This window comes from Xenorhabdus budapestensis (assembly GCF_017743015.1).
GTDB lineage: Bacteria > Pseudomonadota > Gammaproteobacteria > Enterobacterales > Enterobacteriaceae > Xenorhabdus > Xenorhabdus budapestensis.
Genome location: NZ_CP072455.1, coordinates 1,072,428 through 1,097,132 on the forward strand (window position 1 = coordinate 1,072,428; position 24,705 = coordinate 1,097,132).

A 24,705-nucleotide genomic window follows, 5' to 3' on the forward strand; every position below is an offset into this window, starting at 1 on the left:
CTCATATTTATTGTCATTAGCCTTGTCCCGTTGTTTATCGCTCAACTCCGTTCAACATCGTTTAACTGTTGACACAATTGCTCTGCCGCTAAAATAATCCTCGGCCCGGCGCGGCTGAACCAATCATCGTTAAGAATAATAATTCTGGTGTTTAATTGTGGCTGCCAAAATTCTGCGACTTTCTGCTTTTGTTCTTCAGTTCCACCCATTACAATGACTTCTGGTTTACGGACAAGAACTTGTTCACGATTAACTTGAGGCCACGGAACAGGGCTATCGGCAAATATATTTCTTCCTCCGCATACGGAAACAATTTCACTCTGAATAGTATGGCGTGATGAGGTAAAAATCGGATTCATGCCAAATTGGATAAATACGGATTTAGGATTTGAACTGGTATAAGTTTGCTTTAATCGACTGAATTTCTGTCGAATCTCCGCAGCAGATTTTTGGGCAACGTCAGGATGTGGGCTGTAAGTTGCCAAACGTTCCAACTCCGTTGCAACATCCTCTACTTTTTTCACATCAGAATAAAAAATCGGAATGCCTAAAGCAGCGAGTTGCTCTAATGGCCGTTGGGGGTTACCTCCTCGCCATGCCAGAATTAAATCAGGTTTCAGGGCTATGATCCTTTCAACATTGATGCCTTGCCAGTCTGCGACTTGCTCGAGTTTTTTCGCAGCTTCAGGATAATCGGAGTAAGCACTGACTGCGACAAGCTGGTCGCCCATTCCCGCCGCATATGCAAGCTCAGTTGTGGAAGGAGCAAGGCTGATAACACGGGATGCAGCCGCATAAAGTGGAGTACTGAAAATGCATAAAAAATTATATAGAAGAAATGAAAATGCTATCAAGGTAGAGCGATGAGAGGCATTTTTCCAAAATGATTTCATTATTAATGCTCCATGTTAGTATTACAGCTCTAATTGCTCTGTAAGCAGATTTTCTCGTCGGTGGCAATAGTGACATTGCTGTAATCAATGTTACAAATAAAGAAGATGACTATAGATTTCGTGGTGCAACCACTGAATTTTGAGATTCATAGGATATAGAGGGTTTCATCAGGCATAAATACTATTTTTAATAAGTAATCTAACTATCTAACACAGAACCTATTTTTAGGGTAATTAGGTATTAAATTAAAAAATATATATGATCACCTCCCGTTTACTGGTTTTAAAAATAATCCCCGTGACTCAGAGGATTACTTTAGTAGGTGTTTTTATTAACTTAAATCTCTGATCAACGCTATATGATCTATAAAAATTGTTCCTTCATGAATATGTTTAGTTACCTTCACTATTTTATTATGTACTAATGCTAATTCTAAAACTTTTAATAATTGATCACCAGGACTTGACTCTATTCCATAGGTTAGTAGACCATCCTCAAGTAATATATCGCCATATTCATCAACTATTCTAACAGATATATTACTTGCAACAGGAGATGCAACATGAAGGGCAGCAACATACCCAGTAACTGAACTCTTCTGCTCTTCAAAATTATTAGAATATTTTTCATTTTTATTCATTTTTAATTCCTCTATATATTATATCTTTTAACAAGATTAAAATTTATTTTTTATGTAAAAAAAGCAGTTAGTTAACTCTACTTTATCATTTAAATATAATTACCGATTCTATAAAGAGTCCTCTCTTATCTGCATACCCCATCACTCTCACTTTCTTATCATATACAAAAGCCATTTTTAAAACTGAAAGTAATTTAGATCCAACTACCCCATTTATACCGTCGGTTAATTGAGCATCATGAATAGTTTTTCTTGTATCTAGATTTTCTATAGTAACATATATATTATCTATATTAGGTGCTGCAACATCTAGATAAATAACATTTCCATCTACTGTAAATGGGCCATAATATGGTTCATCAGTGTCATTATAATCCATTGTATCTTTATTCATATTGAACCTCTATCAATATCATATATATTAGAGAAATAAAACGAGTTTTATCATGAAAAAAATGATAGAAACACTAATGTATAGAAACTTCATTCAAATAGCATGAACTTATCACCTTAATATTTATTACATAAGTAATATATCGATACCTCTCTCCCCTATTCAGGCAAACTTAACAGGTAGCAATAAAAGCAATCAGACAGGCTAATATATACAATAGTAACAATATAACAATAGTAATGGATTGAACAGTATTAAATAATGAATATCAAAAATAAAATGCTTTCAGCAAAGGCGTCAGATGCTATAAATTTATTATTGTCGAGTAATGTTAATACGTTGCTCTATCCCTATATAAAGTTAATAAAGAATTCAGTAAATAATATGAAGTTAAGTGCAAATAAGATGGAATAAAATATTTGGAAAGAGAACTGTCAAATATTCATCATAAGTCTAATATTGGGGGGAGTAGATGAATGATAGAAATGATATCAACATCTTATAGTTCTTAATTACTATTAATTCCGATGATAAATCGGGATTTCAGGTGGATAGAAAAAAACAGAGGGAGATATTAGAGCCTATTCCATTAGGCTCTAATCGGTTATTGTTTACTGAGTTCAGTCAGCATTGCATTGATCATCCGGGTGGATTCCTGTGCCGCAACAACTAGAAACTCATCAAAGCTAATGTGAGATTCCTGATCCGCAACGTCAGAGATAGCGCGAACCACAACGAAAGGCACTTTATATTGGTGACAAACGTGACCAATGGCTGCTGCTTCCATTTCAACCGCAGCGACTTTCGGGAAAGTAGCCCGGATACGCGCTAATGGCTCAGAGCCATTGATAAAGGCATCGCCGCTACATACCAGACCACGAACTGCGTTCAGATTAAGGGACTGGATACATTTTTCGGCTAAAGAAATTAATTGATCATCAGCAATAAAAGCGGGAGGGCATTGTGCCATTTGACCCGGCTCATAACCAAAGGCGGTGAGATCCGCATCGTGGTAACGTACTTCTTCAGACACTACGATATCTCCCACTTTCAGTTTAGGATCAAGGCCGCCTGAGGAACCGGTATTAATCACAATATCCGGCTGGCAGTGTTCAATCAACAAGGTGGTTCCCAGTGCGGCAGAGACTTTACCGATACCGGATTTCAGCAAAGCGATGTCAACACCATTCAGCTTACCGGTATAGATCTCACAGCCACCCCGTGACAATGTTTGCAGACCGTCAATTTGGTCACGTAACAAAGTCACTTCTTGTTCCATTGCACCTATTACACCTACTTTCATTGTGTCATACTCACTTTTGTTATTAATGGGTTGCGCCTACCAGAATAGGCCTGATTTAAACCGAAGTGTATCATTGAATAACTGTTTGCCGGATATTCCGGCCATAAATAATCGTATTATTCGGTATGGGGGGATTGATGCCTAAGATTGATTTCAAGCAAAAATTGAATTTCCAGCGTAAATATAGACACTCTTCCATACATTCTGCCGATGAAGATCAGGTAAATCGTCAGTTTGAAAGTGATCGCGGGCGGATCATCAATTCAGCAGCCATTCGGCGCTTGCAGCAGAAAACCCAAGTGTTTCCATTGGAACGTAATGCAGCCGTGCGCAGTCGATTAACCCATTCATTGGAAGTCCAGCAGATTGGCCGTTATATCTCAAAAACTATTATTGCAGAATTGGCAAAACAGAATTTATTGGAAAAATATGGCCTGAATGAGCGTTTAATTGCTTTTGAAAGCCTGATTGAGATGGCCTGTTTGATGCACGATATCGGCAATCCCCCATTTGGTCATTTTGGTGAAGCGGCAATTAAGGATTGGTTTTCCCGTCGGCTCGATCCTGAATATTTGCCTGAGTCCGCTGAACATGCCAATCGACAAGATAAATGTCAGGTCGCAGCGTTACGTTTATGTGGTGAAGAGGAAAAAGATCTGTTCCGTCGCCAATTACGTATGGATCTATGCCAGTTTGAAGGTAATGCCCAGGCTATCCGGCTGGCGCATAGTCTGCTTAAACTGAATCTGACTTATGCCCAAATCGGCTGTATTCTGAAATACACCTGCCCGGCCTACCGCCTTGAAGAATCTCCGGCAGAATTCAGTTATCTGATGAAGAAAAAAGGTTATTACTGGTCAGAAGACAGTTTTATCGGTGAATTAAAAGAAGAGCTGCAATTAGAGGAATTCTGCCGTTTTCCACTGACATATATTATGGAGGCCGCAGATGATATCTCTTATTGTATTGCAGATCTGGATGATGCTGTTGAAAAGGGTATTTTCAATGTTGAGCAATTGGTGGGATATTTGAAACAGGAGTGGGAGGAAAATGGAGGTCACAGAAAAGGTGATCTGTTTGAATTCACAGTTACTCAGGCTTATAAAAAAACAACCAATAATGAAGCCCGCCGTAATATTCATGAACAGTTTTTTATGTATCTGCGTGTGTTTATTACAGGGCGGCTAGTTCCCTATACAGCTCAACGTTTTATTGATCATCTGCCTGAAATTTACGCAGGAACTTTCAATCAGGCTTTGCTGGAAGCTAACGGCGAAGAGCACCGTTTGTTAAGCACATTAAAAAGCGTTACGCGGAAGCGGGTATTTAATCACCCGGAAGTGGAAGAGCTGGAGTTGCAGGGCTACCGAATTATTACTGGCTTGTTGAATGTATATAGCCCATTGCTGGAATTATCACGACAGGATTTTCTGGAGTTACACCGAAATAATTTCCACAAAAAATATTTTATTGAAACGCGCTTGTTGCACAAACTTTCTAACAAACATCGGCTGGCTTATAACGAGGCAGTGGAGGGGATCACCGCCATTGATGAAGCTGAGAAAGATGTGCTCGAATTTTACTATCGTGCTCGTCTTATTCAGGATTACATCAGTGGTATGACAGACCATTATGCTTACGAGGAATATCGTAAGTTTATGGTATCTAAGTAAGTATCTTGGCAGTTCTTAATATATCAGGAGCTGCCGCAATAATGTGGTTGATCTCGTCAATGAACTCCAGCAATTCTGGCTCTAAATCGGCCAGTGGAGTCTCCTGTTTCAACTGCTTTTCAATAAGTTCACAAATCGCTTTTAGCTTGGGGACACCGTTGTAGCAACAGCTACCATGTAATTTATGAACGTGATGAGCAAATTGTTTGCGATGGGATTCACCCTCTGAAGTTAAAACCTGCTCAATCATAGTCTTCATTTCTGGCAGAGATTGCACGAACATCTCCAACATTTCCCTCGCTAATGATTCTTTTCCGGCCGTTTGCTGTAAGGCCAGCCGCCAATCGATAGCTTGTGGCTTTTTTGTCAGGCTGTATTGATTCAGCAGGGCTTTTAAGCGAACTTCATCCAATGGTTTAGACAGACAGTCGGTAAAAGGTGAATGGACTCTGTTGCGAGTTTCATCACAGGGAAAAGCAGTGACAGCAATAATCGGTGTCTGTTTATGCTCAGGTAGTTGATGGATCTGTTCTGAAGTTTGAATGCCATCCATATCTGCCATTTGAATATCCATCAGAATGAGGTCTAATGGGTGTTTCTCCGCCATTTGCAGGGCTTCCATACCACTACTGCATAAAATGGTGTTTTCCACTTGCTCATTTAAGAGTGTGCCAATTAATTTCAAATTGGCCGGGTTATCATCTACTGCCATTACTGTCATGGACAAACGGGGGAGCACAGGAGGCTGAGGCAAACGTTCTGGCAAAAAGCCCGACAGGATATCTTCTTTTTCCAGCCAGATATCAAAATAAAATACCGTCCCTTTAGTTGGCTCGCTGGTAAAATCGATTTCTCCGTTCATTTCATTCACCAGTTTTTTGGTGATACTCAATCCTAACCCAGTACCACCATAATGGCGGGTGATACTCGCATCAGCCTGATTGAACGCCTGAAACAGAATAGGGCGATATTCTGATTTAATACCGATGCCGGTATCGGTCACGGTAAAATCAATGTGTACCATATGGTGTCTCTGCTGACGCAGTTTGATTTCCAGCGTAATACTGCCTTTATCCGTGAATTTTATGGCATTGCCAATTAAGTTAGTGAGTATTTGCTGCAAGCGCATGGGATCACCAATCATCAGATTTGGCAACTTGTCATCAATGTAATGATACAGAGGAAGATTTTTCACATTGGCAGAAGGTGCCAGCAATTCGATAACTTCGTTGACGGTGTCACGCAGCAGAAAAGGAACCTGATCCAATACCAGTTTATTGGACTCCAGACGTGAAAAATCCAGAATGTCATTGATAATTTTCAGCAGATTATTAGCTGAACGTTCAATGACATAAAGATATTCAGCCTGTTGGGATGTTATTGATGTTTTCAACATCTGGCGGGTAAATCCAATAACGCCGTTGAGTGGCGTGCGTAATTCGTGGGACATATTCGCCAGAAATTCTGTTTTGATCCTGACCGCTTCTTGTGCCCGTTTCTTGGCAATAGTCAGCTCAACATTTTGGATTTCCAACTGCTCCATCGTAATTTGCAGGTCAGAAGTGGCTTGATCGATATGCAGCTGCATTTCATCTTTATACTTTAACAGGGATTTTGCCACCGTATTGATCCCGTTCTGGAGTGCAGACAATTCTCCCGGCATGGCACCCGTGATTCGCGTGTCTAACTGCCCCTGACGGATACGGTTAACCGCTTTCACCATACAATCCAGGGGTTCTGTCACCTTACGTACCAAAATGTGGGCAAACAGCGCAGTGCCTCCAAGGCAAAGGATCAGCAGAATGATAGATGTTGCGATTTCTTTGTATTGCTGAAGCTGGGCAGCCCGTAAATCCAGATCAATGGCAATATAACCGATAGGAGTTGCATTGTTGATAGCATTGCGCTCCTCCTGAGAAGAGCTGGTTTCCGAGATAATCGGCATTTTCAGGACAATACTGTTACTATCTTCCTCTTTAGTCAGTGTTGTCGGTATAGGGTCATTTGGCCTGAGGCGCAGCAGATCGACATCATATTTATCATTGGAAATTTCGAATAATTTATGATGTTCATCGAAAATTGCAATAGCCATAACGATTTCGGAATTGCGGTGATGAAGGCTATTTATCAATGATTTTACGCGCTTACTGTTATCCAGATTTATCCCTACCTCACTGGCAATGGATAAAGGTTCAATAATGCTGATCCCACTACGGACTATCAGGCTCTTCAACTCATAATAGCGGTATGAGATAAATGATATACTCACAAGCGTTCCGACCAGTAGAACAGGAACCAAAATCAGGCTCATCATACGGGTGCGTAGGCTATATTTGGTCATAAGCGTCCATTGTGGGAAAATCAAAACTCAATTTTTCAAAGTCAGTCAGAATCATGGTGCAATTTTACTCCCCAAACCGCCGCTCCGTAAACCTAGGTATTATTTCAGTTACCGCAGATAATCTTGATGCTCAAGGGCAGGGTATTGCCCGTCATCATCAAGGAAAAACGATTTTTATCCCGGGGCTATTGCCCGGTGAGCAGGCACAAATCCAATTGACAGAAGAAAAACGCCAGTTTGCTAAAGCTAAGGTAGTAAAACGGTTATCAGACAGCCCATTTCGTGTGGATCCGCGCTGCCCGCATTTCAAGGTGTGTGGAGGTTGTCAACAGCAACATGTTGCTGTTGAATTACAAGCTAAAACTAAAGCCGATGTGCTTGAACATCTGATCCAGCGGGAAACAGGGGTCAGTATCAGTGCTCAGCCCATTATCCACAGCCCGGAATACGGGTATCGGCGTCGGGCAAGGCTCGGTCTGCAATATCAAGTCAAACAACGTAAGTTATTGATGGGCTTTCGTCAGAGCCAGTCCAACGATTTGGTGGATGTTAAACATTGTCCGGTAATGCACTCTGAGCTGGAAAAATTGTTACAGCCATTGTCTCAATGTTTAAACAGCCTGAAAGCAGTTAAGCGACTGGGGCATGTTGAATTAGTTTTGGCGAATAATGGCCCATTAGTTGTTTTGCGTCATCTTGACCTCATAAAGCATGAAGACAGAGACACACTGCGCATTTTTTCTGAGCAGTATAAGGTAGCGATTTATCTGGCTGGCGATGAAAAATCCCTTGAGCGGTTGTTTCTTGGAGCATGGTCTCCAGAATCTCTCTCTCCTGAACATTTAGCGGAAGGACAATCTGAGCCGTGGTATCAGGTGGGTGGTTTGAAGTTGGTTTTCAGTCCGCGGGATTTTATTCAGGTTAATGATGAAGTTAACCAAAAAATGGTGGCTCAGGCTCTGTCATGGCTGGATTTACAGCCAGACGACCGGGTATTAGATCTTTTCTGCGGAATGGGGAACTTTACACTGCCGATAGCTACTAAAGTACAGGCAGTTGTCGGTGTGGAAGGAGTTGCGGCATTAGTTGCAAGTGGGCAGTATAATGCTCGGCTAAATGGACTTAATAACGTCAGTTTTTTCCACGAAAATCTGGAATCAGATATTCACCAGCAGCCTTGGGCTGCGCAGGGGTTCAATAAAGTATTGTTGGATCCTGCCCGCACCGGTGCTGCGGGCGTCATGTCACATATAGTAAAACTGGCCCCTGAAAAAGTGGTTTACGTTTCTTGTAATCCCACAACTTTGGCGCGGGACAGCAAAGTTTTGCTAGAGGCCGGTTATCATCTTGTTAGTGTGCGGATGCTGGATATGTTTCCGCACACTGGTCATCTAGAGTCCATGGCACTGTTCTGCTCTGCCGTGAGCTGATGACCATCGAGTAGGGAGAAATTATGGTTGCGGTAAGAAGTGCTCATATCACACCAGCAGGTGAATTTGCTGTCGATAATTGGATCGCGAGTTTAAACATTGTTAATCCACAATCCAGTGAAAAATTAGCTGAAACATGGCATTACTGTTACGAGAGGGTTCAGGATTATCCCAATGCAGAGCTACTGTTGTGGCGCGGTGTTGAAATGGTAGAAATCCTGTCTACATTGAGTATGGATAATGACAGTATGCGTGCAGCACTGCTTTTTCCCTTTCTTGATGCCAAGATACTCAGCAATGAAATAGTGACAGAAACCTTTGGCAAATCCATCACAGATCTGGTGCATGGTGTGCTGGAAATGGATGCTATTCGCCAGTTAAAAGCCACTCATACGGATTCCACTTGCTCGACACAAGTGGATAATGTACGTCGTATGTTGCTGGCTATGGTGGAAGATTTTCGTTGTGTGGTTATTAAATTGGCAGAGCGGATTGCCTACTTGCGGGAAGTAAAAGATGCCAGTGAAGATGAACGGGTATTGGTCGCAAAAGAGTGTTCCAATATCTATGCACCTCTTGCCAACCGGCTAGGTATTGGTCAGTTAAAATGGGAGCTGGAAGATTTTTGCTTCCGTTACCTGCATCCTGATGAATATAAAAAAATAGCTAATCTTTTACATGAACGCAGAATTGATCGTGAGCAATATATAAAAAAATTTGTCACGACTTTACGCCGGTATATGCTCAAAGAAGGGATCTCCGCAGATATTTACGGGCGTCCTAAACATATTTATAGCATCTGGCGTAAGATGCAGAAAAAATCCCTCTCTTTTGATGAACTGTTTGATGTGCGTGCAGTCCGTATTGTCGTTGAACGGTTGCAGGATTGCTATGCAGCATTGGGGATAGTACATACTCACTATCGTCATCTGCCGGATGAATTTGATGATTATGTTGCTAACCCGAAACCAAACGGTTATCAATCAATCCATACCGTGGTACTGGGGCCAAACGGTAAAACACTTGAAATCCAAATCCGCACCCGTCAGATGCATGATGATTCTGAGCTTGGAGTAGCCGCCCACTGGAAATATAAAGAAGGTACAGCGATTGGTGTTGGTAAATCAGGCAGTTATGAAAGCCGGATTGCATGGTTGCGGAAACTAATCGCATGGCAGGAGGAAATGGCAGATACCGGCGAGATGCTGGATGAAGTCCGCAGTCAGGTATTTGATGATCGTGTTTATGTTTTCACACCAAAAGGGGATGTGATTGATTTACCGACTGGTTCAACCCCGCTGGATTTTGCTTATCATATTCACAGCGATGTCGGTCATCGCTGCATTGGGGCGAAAATTGGCGGGAGGATTGTGCCGTTTAGTTATCAGCTCCAGATGGGGGATCAGATTGAAATCATCACCCAGAAACATCCCAATCCAAGCCGTGACTGGCTGAATCCGAACCTTGGCTATGTCACTACCAGCCGTGGACGGGCGAAGATCCATAACTGGTTCCGTAAGCAAGATCGTGATAAGAACATTATTGCCGGACGCCAGATGTTGGACAATGAACTGACACATTTAGGCGTCACGCTTAAAGAGGCCGAAAAAGAACTTATTGCCCGCTATAACGTGAATTCGTTGGAAGAAGTTCTGGCTAGTATCGGTGTGGGGGATATCCGTATTCACCAATTGGCGAATTTCCTGCAAAGCAAATTCAATAAAACCACGGCAGAAGAAGCAGATCGTGAGGCACTCCGTAGTCTGGAGAACAAAACATACTCTCCGCGCAATATGCAAAAAGACAATGGCCGGGTTGTCGTAGAGGGTGTTGGCAATCTGATGCACCATATTGCCCGTTGCTGCCAGCCGATCCCTGGAGATGATATTGTTGGGTTTATTACACGTGGACGCGGAATTTCCATCCACAGAGCAAGCTGTGATCAATTGGCTGAGCTGGAAATCAGTGCACCAGAACGGGTGGTGGATGCCGTGTGGGGAGAGAGTTACTCCAGTGGTTATTCTCTTGTAGTGCGGGTAATTGCTAATGACCGTAGCGGATTACTACGTGATATCACTACGATACTCGCCAATGAGAAAGTCAATGTGCTCGGTGTCAGTAGCCGCAGCGATGTGAAGCAGCAACTGGCTACGATTGATATGAACATTGAGATTTATAATTTACAGGTGTTGGGGCGAGTGCTGGCAAAACTCAACCAACTGTCTGATGTAATTGAAGCCAGACGCCTGCACGGTGATTAAAAAAATATGGATAAGATAAATTTAACTTCGATTGAACGTCTTAAAGGAATTATGGCGCAACTGCGCCATCCCCAACATGGTTGCCCATGGGATAAGGTACAAACTTCTTCTACTATTGCCCCGTACACGCTGGAAGAAACCTATGAAGTCATTGATGCCATTGAGCGCAATGATACCAATGCTCTGAAAGAAGAGTTGGGTGATTTGTTGTTTCACATTGTCTTTTATGCCCAGATGGGAAAAGAGCAGCAATTGTTTGATTTCGACGATATTTGCGAGGCGGTTTGCGACAAGCTAGAACGCAGGCATCCTCATATCTTCAATCAACAATCAGGTATCAACAGTGAAGAGGCCATTGGTAGCTGGGAACAGCGCAAGACTGCGGAAAGAGCGGAAAAAGATCAACATTCCGTACTGGATGATATTCCTGCCAGTCTGCCCGCATTGATGAAAGCCTATAAAATCCAAAAACGCTGTGCTTCCGTTGGTTTTGATTGGGACACCGTCGGGCCCGTTCTGGATAAAGTTTATGAAGAGATCGACGAGGTTATGGATGAAGTGAAACAGGCTGTTGTGGATAAAGCGCGCGTAGAGGAAGAACTTGGCGATTTATTGTTTGCAGTCGTCAATTTCTCCCGTCATTTAGGGCATAAACCTGAAATGGTGTTACAAAAAGCTTGTCAGAAATTTGACAGCCGTTTTCGCAATGTTGAAAAATTGATTCATGATAAAGGATTGTCATTGGAAACTGCCACATTGGATCAAATGGAAGCGATGTGGCAGAGGGTAAAAAAACAGCAAATTTAGGGATAGATTACATGTTTGTTATAACACTGAAACCGCTTTAAAGGCGGTTTCAGATTATTGACAAAATGTGGTTTTTTTATTCGGCACTTTGATTTAATCAAGTTCTGTTCACCAAACGGCGCTTGCCACCATGTTAAGAATATCCCCTCTCCAGACTTTTCCGCCAGAAACCCTCTCGCTTGACGAACTCGTGAACCGGATGGCTTTTTTGCGTTTGGTTTTTTATTACTATTTCTTATTTCATAGAATGAAATAATTTCAATTTGCGCACAAGAACTCGACATTATCCCCATACTTAGGTTAGATTTGGCTATCTAGAAGGCTGGATATATGTGGAATAATTGAGGTTTAGACAATGCCAATTCGTGTACCAGATGAACTGCCAGCAGTTAATTTTCTTCGCAATGAAAATATCTTTGTCATGACATCAACAAGGGCGAATATTCAAGATATTCGTCCCTTAAAGGTATTGTTGTTGAATCTTATGCCAAAGAAGATAGAAACGGAGAATCAATTTATCAGGCTATTGTCCAATTCACCGTTACAGATTGATATTCAGTTGCTGCGAATAAACAATCACCAATGTAAAAATACGCCAGCAGAACATTTGGATAATTTTTATTGTGATTTTGAATCCATAAAAGACCAAAATTTTGATGGTTTGATCGTAACAGGTGCTCCTTTGGGATTAGTAAAATTTGAAGATGTTACTTATTGGCAAGAAATTGAAAAAATTATCAATTGGGCTAAGTGTCATGTGACTTCAACACTTTTCGTTTGTTGGGCCGTTCAGGCCGCGTTAAACATTCTTTATAACCTCCCTAAATATACACGAACAATTAAACTATCAGGTGTTTATTCTCATACAATTCTGGATCCTTTTGCACTATTGACCAGAGGGTTTGATGAATCATTTTGGGCTCCTCATTCACGTTTTGCTGATTTTCCGGAGTCAGCTATTCGTGAGCATACAGATCTAGATATTTTGGCTAGTTCAGAGGAAGCTGGTGTTTATTTGTTTGCTAGTAAAGATAAAAGGTTGGTATTTGTCACGGGGCATCCAGAATATGATGTTGGAACATTAGCAGCAGAATATCAGCGTGATCAAATTGCTGGGTTAGCACCTGTGTTACCGGCCAATTATTTTCCGAATAATGATCCAGAAAATAAGCCTGTTGCAACATGGCGTAGTCACGGACATTTATTATTTTCAAATTGGCTTAATTACTATGTATACCAGATCACACCGTATGATCTAAGCATAAAGGATTTAATTTTAATGAATTCAGATAATTAAATTTTATGTTTATTTAATTTTTCTTTGGTATTTATATAATTATTTATACACAGATAGTTGCATAACTATATAAACACAGCACAAGATGAGAACATCAACAGAGTGCTGCTAACGAGTATTGTCGGTAGTGAGCTGGTCAGTACGCCAAACGTTCCGACCTTGTGAAGAGGTTGCGACGCTATTCGTCGGAACCTATTAAGCGATTGAGGTAGCAGCCAACTGGTAGCCCTGCCAGTAAGAAGATTTTCCCGTAACCGTGATCTCCTGATCTTTTCGCAATAACATCACCGACAGTGCCATCTCATCAAACCAACGACACGCAGCGGGTAATCACTGCGCTTCTCACTGTTTTAGATCATCTTGTTTTTAAAGAGCTTTTTAATTCTAACGATTTGCTATAATTAAGTTTAATCAAAGATTTATAGTGTTTCCTAAAAGTTACGCGAAAGTTTTCACTCGTCTTACTTAATTCTGTCAGAGAGACGGAAGTTAATTAAATCAAAGGGTTAAAAGACGAAGAGGAAGCATCTTTGCCAAATTTTATCACCAATGGGAATGGATTTTATTGATGTCCTCTCAGCCATTCTGTGCCACCCTAACCCAAGAAACATTCTCCAGTATTGATGAACCAGTTTATTGATGTTCACAGGCGGAGAAGTATCCCGCCTTCATGAAGTTATAAAAACATAATTGGAGGTAATACTATGTATGATTGGTCTGGAACTGTTCCCGGCAAACTAGCGCAAGGTCAACCGACAGGGCTTGTACTCCAAAAAGGAGATGTAATATCTATCATTGCTTCAGGATGGGTGAAAATTGCCAATGACAACCGTCCGAATCTGTGGTCTGCTCCTCAAGGGCGTCCTCCTAATCTTTCAGGTGGTGCTTTAGTTGCAAAAATTGGTGATAAGACCTATGAAATTGGCAATGGTGTACTCCACAAGACAGTTCCCATAGATGGCGAATTAACTCTTTTATTTTTAGATACTCATCATAAAGATAATTCCGGTGACTTTTATGTTAACGTTAAAATAGAGTCACGTTATTCTCCTCTTGAAGAAAGAAAATAAATAATCTCAATATTTAACCCGCAGCTTTCTGCGGGTTTATCATATAACTCACCCATCAATAACATTCCGTTAATATCATATTAACCCGAATATTCTTTTTTGTTGCGTCCTGTGTGAATTAGATACGGCTGTTATTTAAAACGTTAGATAATACCTGTTCAGAATATCGAAAAAAGTAATGCAGTGGAGTGAAAACTTTCATAATGTATTGTTTTTTAATTCTCCGTCAGCATTTGGCAGGACTGGCTCGCAAAACTCTGTTTTTTTCAAAATCCATAGAAATGTATGACAGAATCATTGGATATTATCTGAATATTCCTCATTATCAATAAATTGGAATCATTACCAATCAGTTTAAAACTGTGAGAAATGAGAACTGACTGAAGCGAGTCATTTCTCATTTTTTTAATTTTCTGTTTTTCTGCCAGCAGATCCCCATTTTTTCCATTTCTTATATATAACAAAAGCTTAACAATGTCATGTGGATTATTTTGGAATTCAATTCCCTGTTTTTGTTTTCTTTTATTTTATATAAGATAATGATTTTAATATTATTTTTTTATTTATTTAAAATAATGGAAATGGTTTTTGATTTATTTTTTATATTGATTACTCTTATATGGATGAGTATTTTAAAGCGAGGAACCGGGGATGGCACAGCAAGTGTTAGCAACTGAATTAACTTTTATAAAACCTTTCTCTGAAGCTGAAAAACAGGTACTAACAACTGAATCTGTTCAATTTTTAGAGGATCTGGTTGTCAAATTTTCTGACAGACGTAGAGAATTACTAGAAGATCGTGTGAATTGGCAGAAGAGAATAGATGATGGCGAGCTTCCGAATTTTATTTCGGAAACTATTTCCATTAGAAATGGCGACTGGAAGATTCAGGGTATTCCTGACGATCTTAAAGATCGCCGAGTGGAGATCACAGGTCCTGTAGAACGAAAAATGGTCATCAATGCATTAAATGCCAATGTTAAGGTGTTTATGGCAGATTTTGAAGATTCTCTGGCACCAACATGGGATAAGGTCATTGATGGGCAAATTAACTTACGGGATGCGGTTAATGGGACAATCTCATATGCTAATGAACAGGGTAAACGTTATGAACTGAAATCTGATCCCGCTGTTTTAATTGCTCGTGTCCGGGGATTACATCTGTCAGAAAAACACGTCATTTATAAGAATGAGTCAGTCTCTGGCGGATTATTTGATTTTGCACTTTATTTTTACTTGAATCATAAGCAGTTGCTGGCAAAAGGGAGTGGCCCTTATTTCTATTTGCCTAAAATTCAGAGCTACCATGAAGCGCAGTGGTGGAGTGATATTTTCAGTTTTACGGAAGAGCGTTTCAATCTGCCAAAAGGGACGATAAAAGCTACCGTCTTAATTGAGACACTGCCAGCCGTTTTCCAAATGGACGAAATTCTCTATCACTTACGTCACCACATTGTTGGTCTGAACTGTGGACGGTGGGATTATATTTTCAGTTATATCAAGACATTAAAGAATCATGCTGATCGCGTTTTACCTGATCGTCAGTCTGTCACCATGACACAGCCTTTCTTGAGTGCTTATTCCCGTTTATTAATTAAAACTTGTCATAAGCGCGGCGCATTCGCTATGGGGGGAATGTCGGCATTTATACCGAGTAAAGATCCTGAGCAGAATCAGAAAGTATTAGACAAAGTCAGGGCTGATAAAGATCTGGAGGCTAATAATGGTCATGATGGTACATGGATCGCACACCCCGGCCTCGCTGATGTTGCTATGGATGTATTCAATTCCAAACTAGGTGATAGATCAAATCAACTGATGGTTTTCCGTGAAGAAGATGAAACGATTACTGTGGAACAACTGCTTGCACCGAGCTTGGGAGAGAGAACAGAAGAAGGGATGCGGGCAAATATTCGGGTTGCCGTCCAGTACATAGAGGCATGGATTTCAGGTAATGGTTGTGTACCGATATACGGTTTGATGGAAGATGCAGCTACTGCGGAAATTTCTCGTACCTCTATTTGGCAATGGATCCACCATGAAAAGTCACTTGCCAACGGTAAAAAGGTAACAAAAGAATTGTTCAGCCAGATGCTGAAAGAAGAATTGGTAGTCATTAAACAAGAAGTTGGGGAGGAGCGTTTTAACCAAGGGAGATTTATGGAGGCTTCAGACCTGATGGAACGGATCACCACACAAGATGATTTAGTCGATTTTCTAACCCTACCGGGCTATCAATTACTTGATTAATGCAAAAACAATATCCGATGAATAAATTAATATCTAATTAATTAAGAATAGGAAATAAAACATCATGACCGTTTATCGAGCACAACAAGTCACTCAATTAGAACAAGAATGGAAAAAACCACGCTGGAAAGGTATTAACCGTCCATATAAAGCTGAAGATGTCATTAAATTACGCGGCTCAGTCAACCCTGAACATACTTTGGCGCAAATGGGAGCGAACAAGTTATGGGAACTGCTGCATGGAAAATCAAAAAAAGGTTATGTAAACGCACTCGGAGCACTGACAGGTGGTCAGGCGCTTCAGCAGGCTAAAGCTGGCCTTGAGGCGGTTTATCTTTCTGGCTGGCAGGTTGCTGCTGATGCTAATACAGCCGCCAGTATGTATCCCGATCAATCACTCTATCCGGTTGATTCTGTCCCGAATGTCATTAAGCGTATCAATAACAGCTTTCGCCGTGCCGATCAGATCCAATGGGCAAATGAAATTGGCCCTGAGAGCATGGAATACATTGATTATTTTCTGCCGATTGTGGCGGATGCAGAAGCTGGATTTGGTGGTGTCCTGAATGCGTTTGAATTAATGAAATCAATGATTGAAGCTGGTGCTGCCGCAGTTCATTTCGAAGATCAGTTGGCTGCTGTGAAGAAATGCGGGCATATGGGCGGCAAGGTATTGGTGCCGACTCAAGAAGCCATTCAGAAATTAGTAGCCGCTCGTTTAGCGGCCGATGTATTAGGCGTTCCAACTCTTCTTATTGCCCGTACTGATGCTGATGCTGCTGACTTACTGACATCTGACTGTGATCCTTATGACCGTGAATTCATCACTGGCGAACGGACTTGCGAAGGCTTCTTCTGTACCCGCGCTGGCATTGATCAGGCTATCAGTCGTGGATTGGCCTATGCACCGTACGCAGATGTTGTTTGGTGTGAAACTTCTACCCCGGATATTGAGGCTGCCCGTCGTTTCGCAGAAGCGATTCATACAGAATATCCGGAGAAATTACTGGCATATAACTGTTCCCCATCTTTTAACTGGAAAAAGAACCTAGACGATAAAACTATTGCCAGTTTCCAGGAACAACTTTCTGAGATGGGATATAAATTTCAGTTTATTACTTTGGCTGGTATTCATAGCATGTGGTTCAACATGTTTGATTTGGCATATGACTATGCTCGCGGCGAAGGAATGAAACACTATGTTGAGAAAGTTCAAGAGCGGGAGTTTGCAGCACTTGATCGAGGCTATACTTTCTCTTCGCATCAACAGGAAGTGGGTACAGGGTATTTTGATAAAGTAACCACGATTATTCAGGGAGGAGCATCTTCTGTTACAGCTCTGACTGGATCAACAGAAGAACAGCAATTCTAAGTTTACATATCTATTGATATCACTTTTGGGGGATTCCGTAAGGAATTCCCCTTTACGCGTCGGATTAAGGTGGTAAATATGGAAACAGATTTCGCACACTTAGTTGCACAAACTATTTTACAGGGATTTGATGCGCAATATGGCCGATTTCTGGAAGTCACTTCTGGCGCACAACAGCGTTTTGAACAGGCAGATTGGCATGCAGTACAGCAGGCAATGAAGAAACGTATCAACCTGTATGACCACCATGTTGGTTTAGTGGTTGAACAATTGAAATGTATCAGTGGTTCATTGCAATTGCAGTATGACGAAGAATACATTGCTAGAGTCAAAGCTGTTTATACCCGTTTACTGCCGGATTATCCCCGTTTTGAGATTGCAGAAAGTTTTTTTAACTCAGTTTATTGCCGCTTGTTTCAGCACAGAAATTTGCAGCAAGAAAATTTATTTATCTTCTCTTCCCAACCACTGCGGCGTTTTCGTCATATTTCGCGGCCATTATCACGGGATTTTTTTCCTGATGGCAACTTAGAATCCATGTTGCAAACAATCTTAAATGACTTACCGTTGCGTCTGAAATGGGAAAATTTAGAGCGGGATATTGGTTACATCACGCAGTACTTACTGAATACATTTTCTCGACACGACTTATTGCAGGCAACATTTCAGATTGCTAACGAACTATTTTATCGTAATAAGGCTGCCTGGTTGGTAGGAAAAATCAGACTGGATGCAATGACTTATCCATTTTTATTACCTATTCACCATGATGAATCAGGCAGAATTTTTATTGATACTTGTTTGACTCATCATGATGATGCCAGCATTGTTTTTGGTTTTGCCCGCTCTTACTTTATGGTTTATGCCCCTTTGCCGGCAGCAATGGTGGAGTGGTTGCGTGAAATTTTACCAACCAAATCAACGGCTGAACTCTATATGGCTATTGGTTGCCAAAAACACGGTAAAACAGAATATTATCGTGAATATCTGACGTTTATTAACTCATCTCAAGAGCAATTTACCATTGCCCCGGGGGTGAAAGGTATGGTTATGCTGGTCTTCACTTCTCCTTCCTTTGACCGTGTATTTAAGGTTATAAAGGATAAATTTGCTCCACAGAAAGAGGTATCTCAGGAGCGGGTTCAGGAGTGTTATCGGCTGGTAAAAGAGCATGATCGCGTCGGAAGAATGGCAGATACACAGGAGTTTGAGAATTTTATCATCGATAAACGCCATATCAGCCCGGAATTAATGGAGGAACTGCAAAAAGAGATCCCTGCAAAACTTGAAGATCTGGGTGACAAAATCTTGATAAAACACCTTTATATGGAACGGAAAATGATCCCACTGAACATATACATGGAACAAGTGGATGAAATTCATATGAAAGATGTCGTAGAGGAATATGGGAATGCGATTAAGCAGTTGGCAGCGGCGAATATTTTTCCGGGTGACATGTTATTTAAGAATTTTGGTGTTACACGTCATGGACGGGTAATTTTCTACGATTATGACGAAATCTGCTATATGACCGAAGTGAATTTTAGAGATATACCTCCGTCGCGTTATCCAGAAGATGAACTTGCTAGCGAACCGTGGTACAGCGTTGCTCCCAACGATGTTTTTCCTGAGGAGTTCCGGTATTTTTTATGTAGTGACAAGCGTATTCGTAAGTATTTTGAGGAAAGCCACAGTGACCTATTTAAAGCAGATTACTGGCGGGCATTGCAGGAGCGTATTAAAAGAGGACATGTAGAGGATGTTTTTGCTTATCGTAGTAGACAAAGGTTTTGCCAGCGTAATGAAAACTGAGAAAAAAATATAGCGTAAGACGGTATTTACCATAAATAAAATAATTTCTTCTATATATGATATAGAGTAAGTATTAAAGAGTATTTTAAAATAGATATCTATTCACTTATTAATTTTCAATGATATGATTCTGTCAATGGTCATTAAATTTTTAATAAAAATAGTTTTGTAATTTAATCATAATAACCATTAATAAAATAGTCCTATCAATTTTAAATAGTATTTAGGGAGAAAATAATGGCAGATATTATTTTATACGGTGATATTCTTCATATTAAAAACAGATATGCTAATGGCAGCTATCTTGATACTAATGGATATGCAACGTCATTGGGAGAAAAATATAATGTTTTAACATCAGCTTTACCAAACCGGGATACAGGCTCTGGTTCATGGCAAATATTATCAGCAGAAGGTAAGAGTTTGGGAACGGAAGTTTATAGTGGTGATACTGTTTTTCTAGTGAACTTTTACCGCAATGATGGAGGATATCTGAGAGTAAGTGGCAATGCACCATATCCAGAGCTCTACAATGTATACACGGCGGATAGACCGGTGCATTCTCTCGATACAGCGGTCTGGTATATTTTTGCCGATAGTACGAATGTGTTTGATGGAAAAATCCGTACAGGAGATATTATTCGCTTACTTAATGGTTTTAATAACACACATGGCGGATTTCTTGATACTGCTTGGTTAGCAGAACAACCTGATGCTGTGTATAAAGTATATACTTCACTATTGTCCAATAGAGATAGTGGTTCGGGTATGTGGGCTCTATTAAAAGCAATTAGTTGATAGTGATATTGGGAATAGATTTTATCATTTCATTCATAAATAGTGATGGAGCTCTCAGTTTAAAAAAACAATATCTAAGAATAAAAGTAATTTTTTTAAAAAACACTTGGCTAAGAAACTATACTAGATTTTGTAATGCGGGAATTCTAATAAGTAAAAATATTGAAATAATAGAATTTCCGCATTTGGTAAAATTAATCTTCTAAATTATGCTTTAGCTCCCGCAATTGCACTACGCGCTAATTCCGTAATATGAGCATAATCACCTTTTTTCAACGCATCATTTGGTACTAACCATGAACCGCCTATGCACAGGACACTATTCAGTGCCAGATAATCGCAGTAATTATCTGGAGAAATGCCACCTGTCGGGCAGAAGCGTACCTGTGGGAATGGGCCAGTGATGGCTTTCAGGGCTTTTACACCACCATTTGCTTCTGCTGGGAAGAATTTGAAGCAGTTTAAACCATAGCTCATACCTAGCATTAATTCAGAGACTGTAGAGATCCCCGGAATAAGAGGAATTGAACCAGTAGCCGCTGCTTTTAACAACTCATCAGTCAACCCCGGACTAATGGCAAACTGAGCCCCAGCCTCAGTGACGGCTGCCAGTTGTTCTGGATTAATGACCGTTCCAGCACCGATAATCGCTTCAGGAACTTCCTTGGCGATAAGGCGAATGGCTTCCAGTGCGCATTCAGTTCTCAGGGTGATTTCCAACACGCGTATTCCACCGGCAACCAGCGCTTTTGCTAATGGTACAGCATGTTCAATTTCATTGATTACAATGACAGGGACGACAGGGCCATCAGTCAGGATGTTTTCTGCGGTTGTTTTCCAGTTATTCATTAGCAGTTTCTCTCGTCAAATCAGACATGCGGGATTTAAAATCCCTGATTATAAAAATGTCATTGAGCCATGGCTCTTGATTCAAGGCATTATGTAATAGCATATTGGGATGGACAAAAGAAGAATCCGGTGAATACAACCCCATGATTTCAATGACCATCTCATCTGGTTGATATTAGCTGTGCCGTAAAAAAGTGAAATTAACCGGAATTTCACTTAATTCCTCCATATTCCCGACTAACCTCTTTTGCCGCCCGCATAACAAGGGCACCAAGTTCAGTTACCCGATCATCAGAGATACGCGATATTGGGCCGGAGATAGAAATAGCGGCAAAAGCCTCGTGATGCTCATCATAAATGCAGGCAGCGATACAGCGTAACCCAAGGGCGTGTTCTTCATCATCGAGTGAAAAACCTTGCTTACGGATTTGTTCAAGATTTTCTTTCAACGCGGCTGCGGTGGTATGAGTATGTTGTGTATAGGCGTGTAATCCTTTTTTATGCAGTAATTGTAGGCACTTTTGTTCGGACAACGTGGAAAGGAGCGCTTTACCTGCGCCGGAAGCGTGCATCGGCAATTGGCCGCCAATTGGAGCGGACATCCGCATCAGTGCATTACATTGCACCTGATCGACAATGACTGCTTCATACTCATCAATATTGAAAATAGCAAGATTGACGGTTTCACCGGAATCTTCCATTAGCTGGCGTAGAATCGGGTGAACCAATACCATCAGATTGCGGCTTTGCAGAAAGCTGCTGCCGACAACAAAAGCATGTGATGCAATTACCCACAAACCCAGATCGCCAATCTGACGAACAAACCCATGCTGCTGCAATGTGGTCAAAAGACGGTGGGTGGTGGAATTGGGAAGGCCAGCCTGAATAGCAAGGTCAGTCAATGCGACTCCACTTTGTGAATCAGAAATATATTCCAAAAGGGATAAGCCTCGGCTTAAGGACTGAACCTGACCGCTTGCAGCGGCACTACCGGCTGTCATTTTAGTTTTCTTGGTACGTTTGCTGGCAATGGCGGAGCTCATAAGATTCCCTCTAAATTATCCTCTACTTATAGTATGACTGCGGTAGAGAAAAAATGGAATTTGTTTTCGTTTTCTTATTATGGATGATAAAGAGGGAAAAAACACATCCGATGAGTAGAGGTAAAAATTGCTTTTAGTGAGAAGAAATATGAGATTACATCACGTCACATCACATAGTTAACCCGAATTCTTTATCCAGAATTCGGGTTATTTAAGGAGAAACGCAAATGATGGCTTCTACAGAAGTGAGTGCCTCTCCTAACGGCACACAGTGGCAATCCATTGACTGGAAAGCGATTGAGTCGCATGTGTTAAAGCTTCAAATGCTTGTGTCAAAAACGTTCTGCCCGATGGGTTTTGGAAGGGGATATCAAAGCCTGCTTCGATAAGATTGGACATCAATGGCTAATTGAAAATATTCAAATAGACAAACGGATGCTGAAGCAGTGGCTTGGATCGGGTTTTATTGATAATGGATTGTTTTATCGAACAGCGGAAGGAACACCGCAAGGCGGTCATGAACCCAATAGTTAGATGTATTAGTTCAGACTAGATCTGACACTTCGATTTGAAAAGAAGAGAGTTACCCGCTTTGATTAAAGGTGCTGAATCTTAAATCAAAGAAACTAAGAGGTAACTCTCATGCTACATACTAGCAATCCAATTATTAAACACAAAGCGGGTCTTCTCAATCTTGCAGAGGAACTTGGCAATGTATCCAGAGCCTGCAAAGTGATGGGCGTATCACGAGACACTTTTTATCGTTATCAAGAACTCGTTGAAACTGGTGGCATTGATGCGCTTATCAACCAAAGCAGAAGGGCACCCAATCTCAAAAACAGGGTTGATTCTGAAACGGAACAAACGGTTGTCAAATACGCCATTGATTATCCGGCATACGGACAAGTGAGAACCAGTAACGAGCTGCGTAAATTAGGTGTATTTGTCTCACCGAGTGGAGTGCGTTCTATTTGGCTAAGGCATGACCTTGAAAACTTTAAAAAGCGCTTACTGGCGCTCGAAAAACACGTTGCTGAGAATGGAATCATCCTGACGGAAGCACAAGTTGTCGCACTTGAGAGAAAAAAACAGGATGATGAGGCCTGGGGTGAAATCGAAACCGCTCACCCCGGTTATCTAGGTTCACAAGATACGTTCTATGTGGGCAACTTGAAAGGTGTTGGTCGGATTTACCAGCAGACTTTTGTCGATACCTACAGCAAGGTGGCGTTTGCCAAACTCTATACCACCAAGACACCGATTACCGCGGCTGATATTCTTAATGACAAAGTGCTCCCTTTCTTTGAGTCGCATAAATTACCGATACTGAGGATTTTAACAGACCGGGGGACAGAATATTGTGGTCGTGTCGAACACCACGATTATCAGCTTTATTTAGCGATAAATGATATAGACCACACGAAAACGAAAGCGATGTCGCCCCAAACAAATGGTATCTGTGAACGCTTTCATAAGACTATGTTGAACGAGTTTTACCAAGTCACATTCAGAAAGAAATTGTATAGCTCACTCAATGAACTGCAAAAGGATCTGGATGAATGGATAGATGACTACAACCATCATCGTACTCATCAAGGAAAAATGTGTTGTGGTCGTACGCCAATAGAAACCTTATTGGAAGGCAAATTAATCTGGGCTGAAAAAAATCTCACCCAGATTTAATCTGACAGGCACTGCATCAAAGTGGGTGACTGTCAGATCAGGTTTGAACTACTACAAGTTAGATCACTCAAAAAAAGTAGTACTCCCTTTCAATGAACGCTCCTATTACTTTATCGTGCATCTCTTCGGATTTAGAATACCCTATCGTTTTTCGATTGAGTCTTTTTATGCGGATACGCAAAGTGAGATTGGTTCTCTCGATACGCTGGGTAAATTTCTTTCCTGTAAGGTGTTTTTCTTCAGGAAGGCAATCGTAAACAGCATAATTATCCGTACAGTAGAATTGGATATTGAAAGGAGATAGAAGCGCAAGCAGTTTTTCCAACGTTTTCCTGCTGCGATCACCAAATACATGCGCTACTATCCGCTTCATATTCGGCTCCCAGGCATACCAGAGCCAGCGCTGATTTTTCTTGTTACCGACAAATGACCATTGTTCGTCTATTTCACAGATAATCTGGACGGCACTTCCTGACAGAGGCAGTGTAGTTACCTGTCTTGGCGTGAGTTTTTTAACGTACGGATGACGGTATTAATGCCAACCTTCAAGACACGTGCTGTGTCTCTGACACCGGCGTTATTCAGCGACATATCAACGAGTTGTTCTTTCATACCGGGCTTACAGGCTTGATAGGTGTAGTTCAGTTGAAAGGTTTTACGGCAGGCATAGCAATGATAATGAGGATGCCCACTACTTCCTTTTCCATGCCCTTTAACCTCTTTTGTTTTGTGACAATAACGACAAACCACATCAACTTTAGCCATATCTGACCAATAATAAAAAGCAA

20 protein-coding genes and 1 pseudogene are annotated in these 24,705 nt (G+C 41.1%); 13 read left to right on the plus strand and 8 right to left on the minus strand.

What is annotated here, in order from left to right:
• Nucleotides 1-41: 41 nt before the first annotated feature.
• The 4 genes from btuF to mtnN all read right to left on the minus strand — a co-directional run bounded on the left by btuF (nucleotide 42) and on the right by mtnN (nucleotide 3,231).
• A complete protein-coding gene (gene btuF, locus HGO23_RS04880; RefSeq protein WP_209028162.1) occupies nucleotides 42-893 on the minus strand; it encodes a vitamin B12 ABC transporter substrate-binding protein BtuF in 852 nt (283 codons plus the stop codon).
• A 332-nt stretch (nucleotides 894-1,225) separates the two neighbouring features.
• A complete protein-coding gene (locus HGO23_RS04885; RefSeq protein WP_209028163.1) occupies nucleotides 1,226-1,534 on the minus strand; it encodes a hypothetical protein in 309 nt (102 codons plus the stop codon).
• Nucleotides 1,535-1,619: 85 nt separating this feature from the next.
• Nucleotides 1,620-1,928 (minus strand): hypothetical protein, encoded by a 309-nt coding sequence (locus tag HGO23_RS04890; RefSeq protein WP_209028164.1) that lies wholly within the window; start codon nucleotides 1,926-1,928, stop codon nucleotides 1,620-1,622.
• 604 nt (nucleotides 1,929-2,532) lie between these two features.
• Nucleotides 2,533-3,231 carry a 5'-methylthioadenosine/S-adenosylhomocysteine nucleosidase gene (gene mtnN, locus HGO23_RS04895; RefSeq protein WP_099136105.1) on the minus strand — a complete coding sequence of 233 codons (699 nt, stop codon included), beginning with the start codon at nucleotides 3,229-3,231 and terminating at the stop codon, nucleotides 2,533-2,535.
• A 137-nt stretch (nucleotides 3,232-3,368) separates the two neighbouring features.
• Here mtnN and dgt point away from each other — a divergent pair, with 137 nt between their 5' ends.
• On the plus strand, nucleotides 3,369-4,904 hold the full coding sequence (dgt, locus tag HGO23_RS04900; RefSeq protein WP_209028165.1) for a dGTPase: 1,536 nt from the start codon (nucleotides 3,369-3,371) through the stop codon (nucleotides 4,902-4,904).
• Here dgt and HGO23_RS04905 read toward each other — a convergent pair.
• Nucleotides 4,897-7,245 (minus strand): ATP-binding protein, encoded by a 2,349-nt coding sequence (locus HGO23_RS04905; protein ID WP_209028166.1) that lies wholly within the window; start codon nucleotides 7,243-7,245, stop codon nucleotides 4,897-4,899. The two genes, dgt and HGO23_RS04905, sit on opposite strands and share 8 nt — an antisense overlap.
• Before the next feature lie 53 nt (nucleotides 7,246-7,298).
• Here HGO23_RS04905 and rlmD point away from each other — a divergent pair, with 53 nt between their 5' ends.
• The 10 genes and pseudogenes from rlmD to HGO23_RS04955 all read left to right on the plus strand — a co-directional run bounded on the left by rlmD (nucleotide 7,299) and on the right by HGO23_RS04955 (nucleotide 20,342).
• A complete protein-coding gene (gene rlmD, locus HGO23_RS04910) occupies nucleotides 7,299-8,675 on the plus strand; it encodes a 23S rRNA (uracil(1939)-C(5))-methyltransferase RlmD (RefSeq protein ID WP_209028167.1) in 1,377 nt (458 codons plus the stop codon).
• Nucleotides 8,676-8,698: 23 nt separating this feature from the next.
• Complete coding sequence (relA, locus tag HGO23_RS04915) at nucleotides 8,699-10,936, plus strand: GTP diphosphokinase (RefSeq protein ID WP_099136101.1); 2,238 nt, start codon at nucleotides 8,699-8,701, stop codon at nucleotides 10,934-10,936.
• 6 nt (nucleotides 10,937-10,942) lie between these two features.
• A complete protein-coding gene (gene mazG, locus HGO23_RS04920) occupies nucleotides 10,943-11,743 on the plus strand; it encodes a nucleoside triphosphate pyrophosphohydrolase (protein WP_209028168.1) in 801 nt (266 codons plus the stop codon).
• Nucleotides 11,744-12,098: 355 nt separating this feature from the next.
• A complete protein-coding gene (metA, locus tag HGO23_RS04925) occupies nucleotides 12,099-13,040 on the plus strand; it encodes a homoserine O-acetyltransferase MetA (protein ID WP_209028169.1) in 942 nt (313 codons plus the stop codon).
• A gap of 704 nt (nucleotides 13,041-13,744) precedes the next feature.
• Complete coding sequence (locus HGO23_RS04930) at nucleotides 13,745-14,110, plus strand: LecA/PA-IL family lectin (protein ID WP_099136098.1); 366 nt, start codon at nucleotides 13,745-13,747, stop codon at nucleotides 14,108-14,110.
• 215 nt (nucleotides 14,111-14,325) lie between these two features.
• Nucleotides 14,326-14,442 (plus strand): annotated as a pseudogene (locus HGO23_RS04935) (IS1 family transposase); the annotation flags it as partial.
• A gap of 319 nt (nucleotides 14,443-14,761) precedes the next feature.
• The gene (gene aceB, locus HGO23_RS04940) at nucleotides 14,762-16,360 is read left to right on the plus strand and encodes a malate synthase A (RefSeq protein ID WP_209028171.1); all 1,599 of its coding nucleotides are present in this window, start codon (nucleotides 14,762-14,764) and stop codon (nucleotides 16,358-16,360) included.
• A gap of 64 nt (nucleotides 16,361-16,424) precedes the next feature.
• Complete coding sequence (gene aceA / locus HGO23_RS04945; RefSeq protein WP_209028172.1) at nucleotides 16,425-17,732, plus strand: isocitrate lyase; 1,308 nt, start codon at nucleotides 16,425-16,427, stop codon at nucleotides 17,730-17,732.
• Between the two features lie 78 nt (nucleotides 17,733-17,810).
• The gene (gene aceK, locus HGO23_RS04950; protein ID WP_209028173.1) at nucleotides 17,811-19,544 is read left to right on the plus strand and encodes a bifunctional isocitrate dehydrogenase kinase/phosphatase; all 1,734 of its coding nucleotides are present in this window, start codon (nucleotides 17,811-17,813) and stop codon (nucleotides 19,542-19,544) included.
• A 237-nt stretch (nucleotides 19,545-19,781) separates the two neighbouring features.
• Nucleotides 19,782-20,342: a hypothetical protein gene (locus tag HGO23_RS04955; protein WP_099136093.1), complete on the plus strand. Its 561-nt coding sequence runs from the start codon at nucleotides 19,782-19,784 to the stop codon at nucleotides 20,340-20,342.
• Between the two features lie 207 nt (nucleotides 20,343-20,549).
• Here HGO23_RS04955 and HGO23_RS04960 read toward each other — a convergent pair whose 3' ends face one another.
• Together HGO23_RS04960 and iclR are read right to left on the minus strand one after the other, a co-directional pair.
• Nucleotides 20,550-21,191 (minus strand): bifunctional 4-hydroxy-2-oxoglutarate aldolase/2-dehydro-3-deoxy-phosphogluconate aldolase, encoded by a 642-nt coding sequence (locus HGO23_RS04960; protein ID WP_099136091.1) that lies wholly within the window; start codon nucleotides 21,189-21,191, stop codon nucleotides 20,550-20,552.
• A 212-nt stretch (nucleotides 21,192-21,403) separates the two neighbouring features.
• Nucleotides 21,404-22,234, minus strand: coding sequence for a glyoxylate bypass operon transcriptional repressor IclR (gene iclR, locus HGO23_RS04965; protein ID WP_099136090.1), 831 nt, complete (start codon nucleotides 22,232-22,234; stop codon nucleotides 21,404-21,406).
• Nucleotides 22,235-22,561: 327 nt separating this feature from the next.
• Between iclR and HGO23_RS04970 the strand changes: the two genes are divergently transcribed.
• Nucleotides 22,562-22,768, plus strand: a complete 207-nt coding sequence (locus HGO23_RS04970) for a reverse transcriptase domain-containing protein (RefSeq protein ID WP_209028174.1) — start codon at nucleotides 22,562-22,564, stop codon at nucleotides 22,766-22,768.
• Nucleotides 22,769-22,876: 108 nt separating this feature from the next.
• Entirely contained in the window at nucleotides 22,877-23,917 is a 1,041-nt protein-coding gene (locus tag HGO23_RS04975; protein ID WP_209027134.1) for an IS481 family transposase, read from the plus strand.
• A 67-nt stretch (nucleotides 23,918-23,984) separates the two neighbouring features.
• Here HGO23_RS04975 and HGO23_RS04980 read toward each other — a convergent pair.
• Nucleotides 23,985-24,682, minus strand: a protein-coding gene (locus HGO23_RS04980) for an IS1 family transposase (protein ID WP_209028708.1) whose coding sequence is annotated in 2 segments (ribosomal slippage) — nucleotides 23,985-24,433 and nucleotides 24,433-24,682 — 699 coding nt in all. Because the reading frame shifts where the segments join, the coding sequence is not laid out codon by codon here.
• Nucleotides 24,683-24,705 lie beyond the last annotated feature (23 nt).

Excerpts from the sequence above, each read along its gene's own strand:
- btuF (WP_209028162.1), bottom strand. The coding sequence starts at position 893 with ATGAAATCATTTTGGAAAAATGCCTCTCATCGCTCTACCTTGATAGCA.
- HGO23_RS04885 (WP_209028163.1), bottom strand. The coding sequence starts at position 1,534 with ATGAATAAAAATGAAAAATATTCTAATAATTTTGAAGAGCAGAAGAGT.
- HGO23_RS04890 (WP_209028164.1), bottom strand. The coding sequence starts at position 1,928 with ATGAATAAAGATACAATGGATTATAATGACACTGATGAACCATATTAT.
- mtnN (WP_099136105.1), bottom strand. The coding sequence starts at position 3,231 with ATGAAAGTAGGTGTAATAGGTGCAATGGAACAAGAAGTGACTTTGTTA.
- dgt (WP_209028165.1), top strand. The coding sequence starts at position 3,369 with ATGCCTAAGATTGATTTCAAGCAAAAATTGAATTTCCAGCGTAAATAT.
- HGO23_RS04905 (WP_209028166.1), bottom strand. The coding sequence starts at position 7,245 with ATGACCAAATATAGCCTACGCACCCGTATGATGAGCCTGATTTTGGTT.
- rlmD (WP_209028167.1), top strand. The coding sequence starts at position 7,299 with ATGGTGCAATTTTACTCCCCAAACCGCCGCTCCGTAAACCTAGGTATT.
- relA (WP_099136101.1), top strand. The coding sequence starts at position 8,699 with ATGGTTGCGGTAAGAAGTGCTCATATCACACCAGCAGGTGAATTTGCT.
- mazG (WP_209028168.1), top strand. The coding sequence starts at position 10,943 with ATGGATAAGATAAATTTAACTTCGATTGAACGTCTTAAAGGAATTATG.
- metA (WP_209028169.1), top strand. The coding sequence starts at position 12,099 with ATGCCAATTCGTGTACCAGATGAACTGCCAGCAGTTAATTTTCTTCGC.
- HGO23_RS04930 (WP_099136098.1), top strand. The coding sequence starts at position 13,745 with ATGTATGATTGGTCTGGAACTGTTCCCGGCAAACTAGCGCAAGGTCAA.
- aceB (WP_209028171.1), top strand. The coding sequence starts at position 14,762 with ATGGCACAGCAAGTGTTAGCAACTGAATTAACTTTTATAAAACCTTTC.
- aceA (WP_209028172.1), top strand. The coding sequence starts at position 16,425 with ATGACCGTTTATCGAGCACAACAAGTCACTCAATTAGAACAAGAATGG.
- aceK (WP_209028173.1), top strand. The coding sequence starts at position 17,811 with ATGGAAACAGATTTCGCACACTTAGTTGCACAAACTATTTTACAGGGA.
- HGO23_RS04955 (WP_099136093.1), top strand. The coding sequence starts at position 19,782 with ATGGCAGATATTATTTTATACGGTGATATTCTTCATATTAAAAACAGA.
- HGO23_RS04960 (WP_099136091.1), bottom strand. The coding sequence starts at position 21,191 with ATGAATAACTGGAAAACAACCGCAGAAAACATCCTGACTGATGGCCCT.
- iclR (WP_099136090.1), bottom strand. The coding sequence starts at position 22,234 with ATGAGCTCCGCCATTGCCAGCAAACGTACCAAGAAAACTAAAATGACA.
- HGO23_RS04975 (WP_209027134.1), top strand. The coding sequence starts at position 22,877 with ATGCTACATACTAGCAATCCAATTATTAAACACAAAGCGGGTCTTCTC.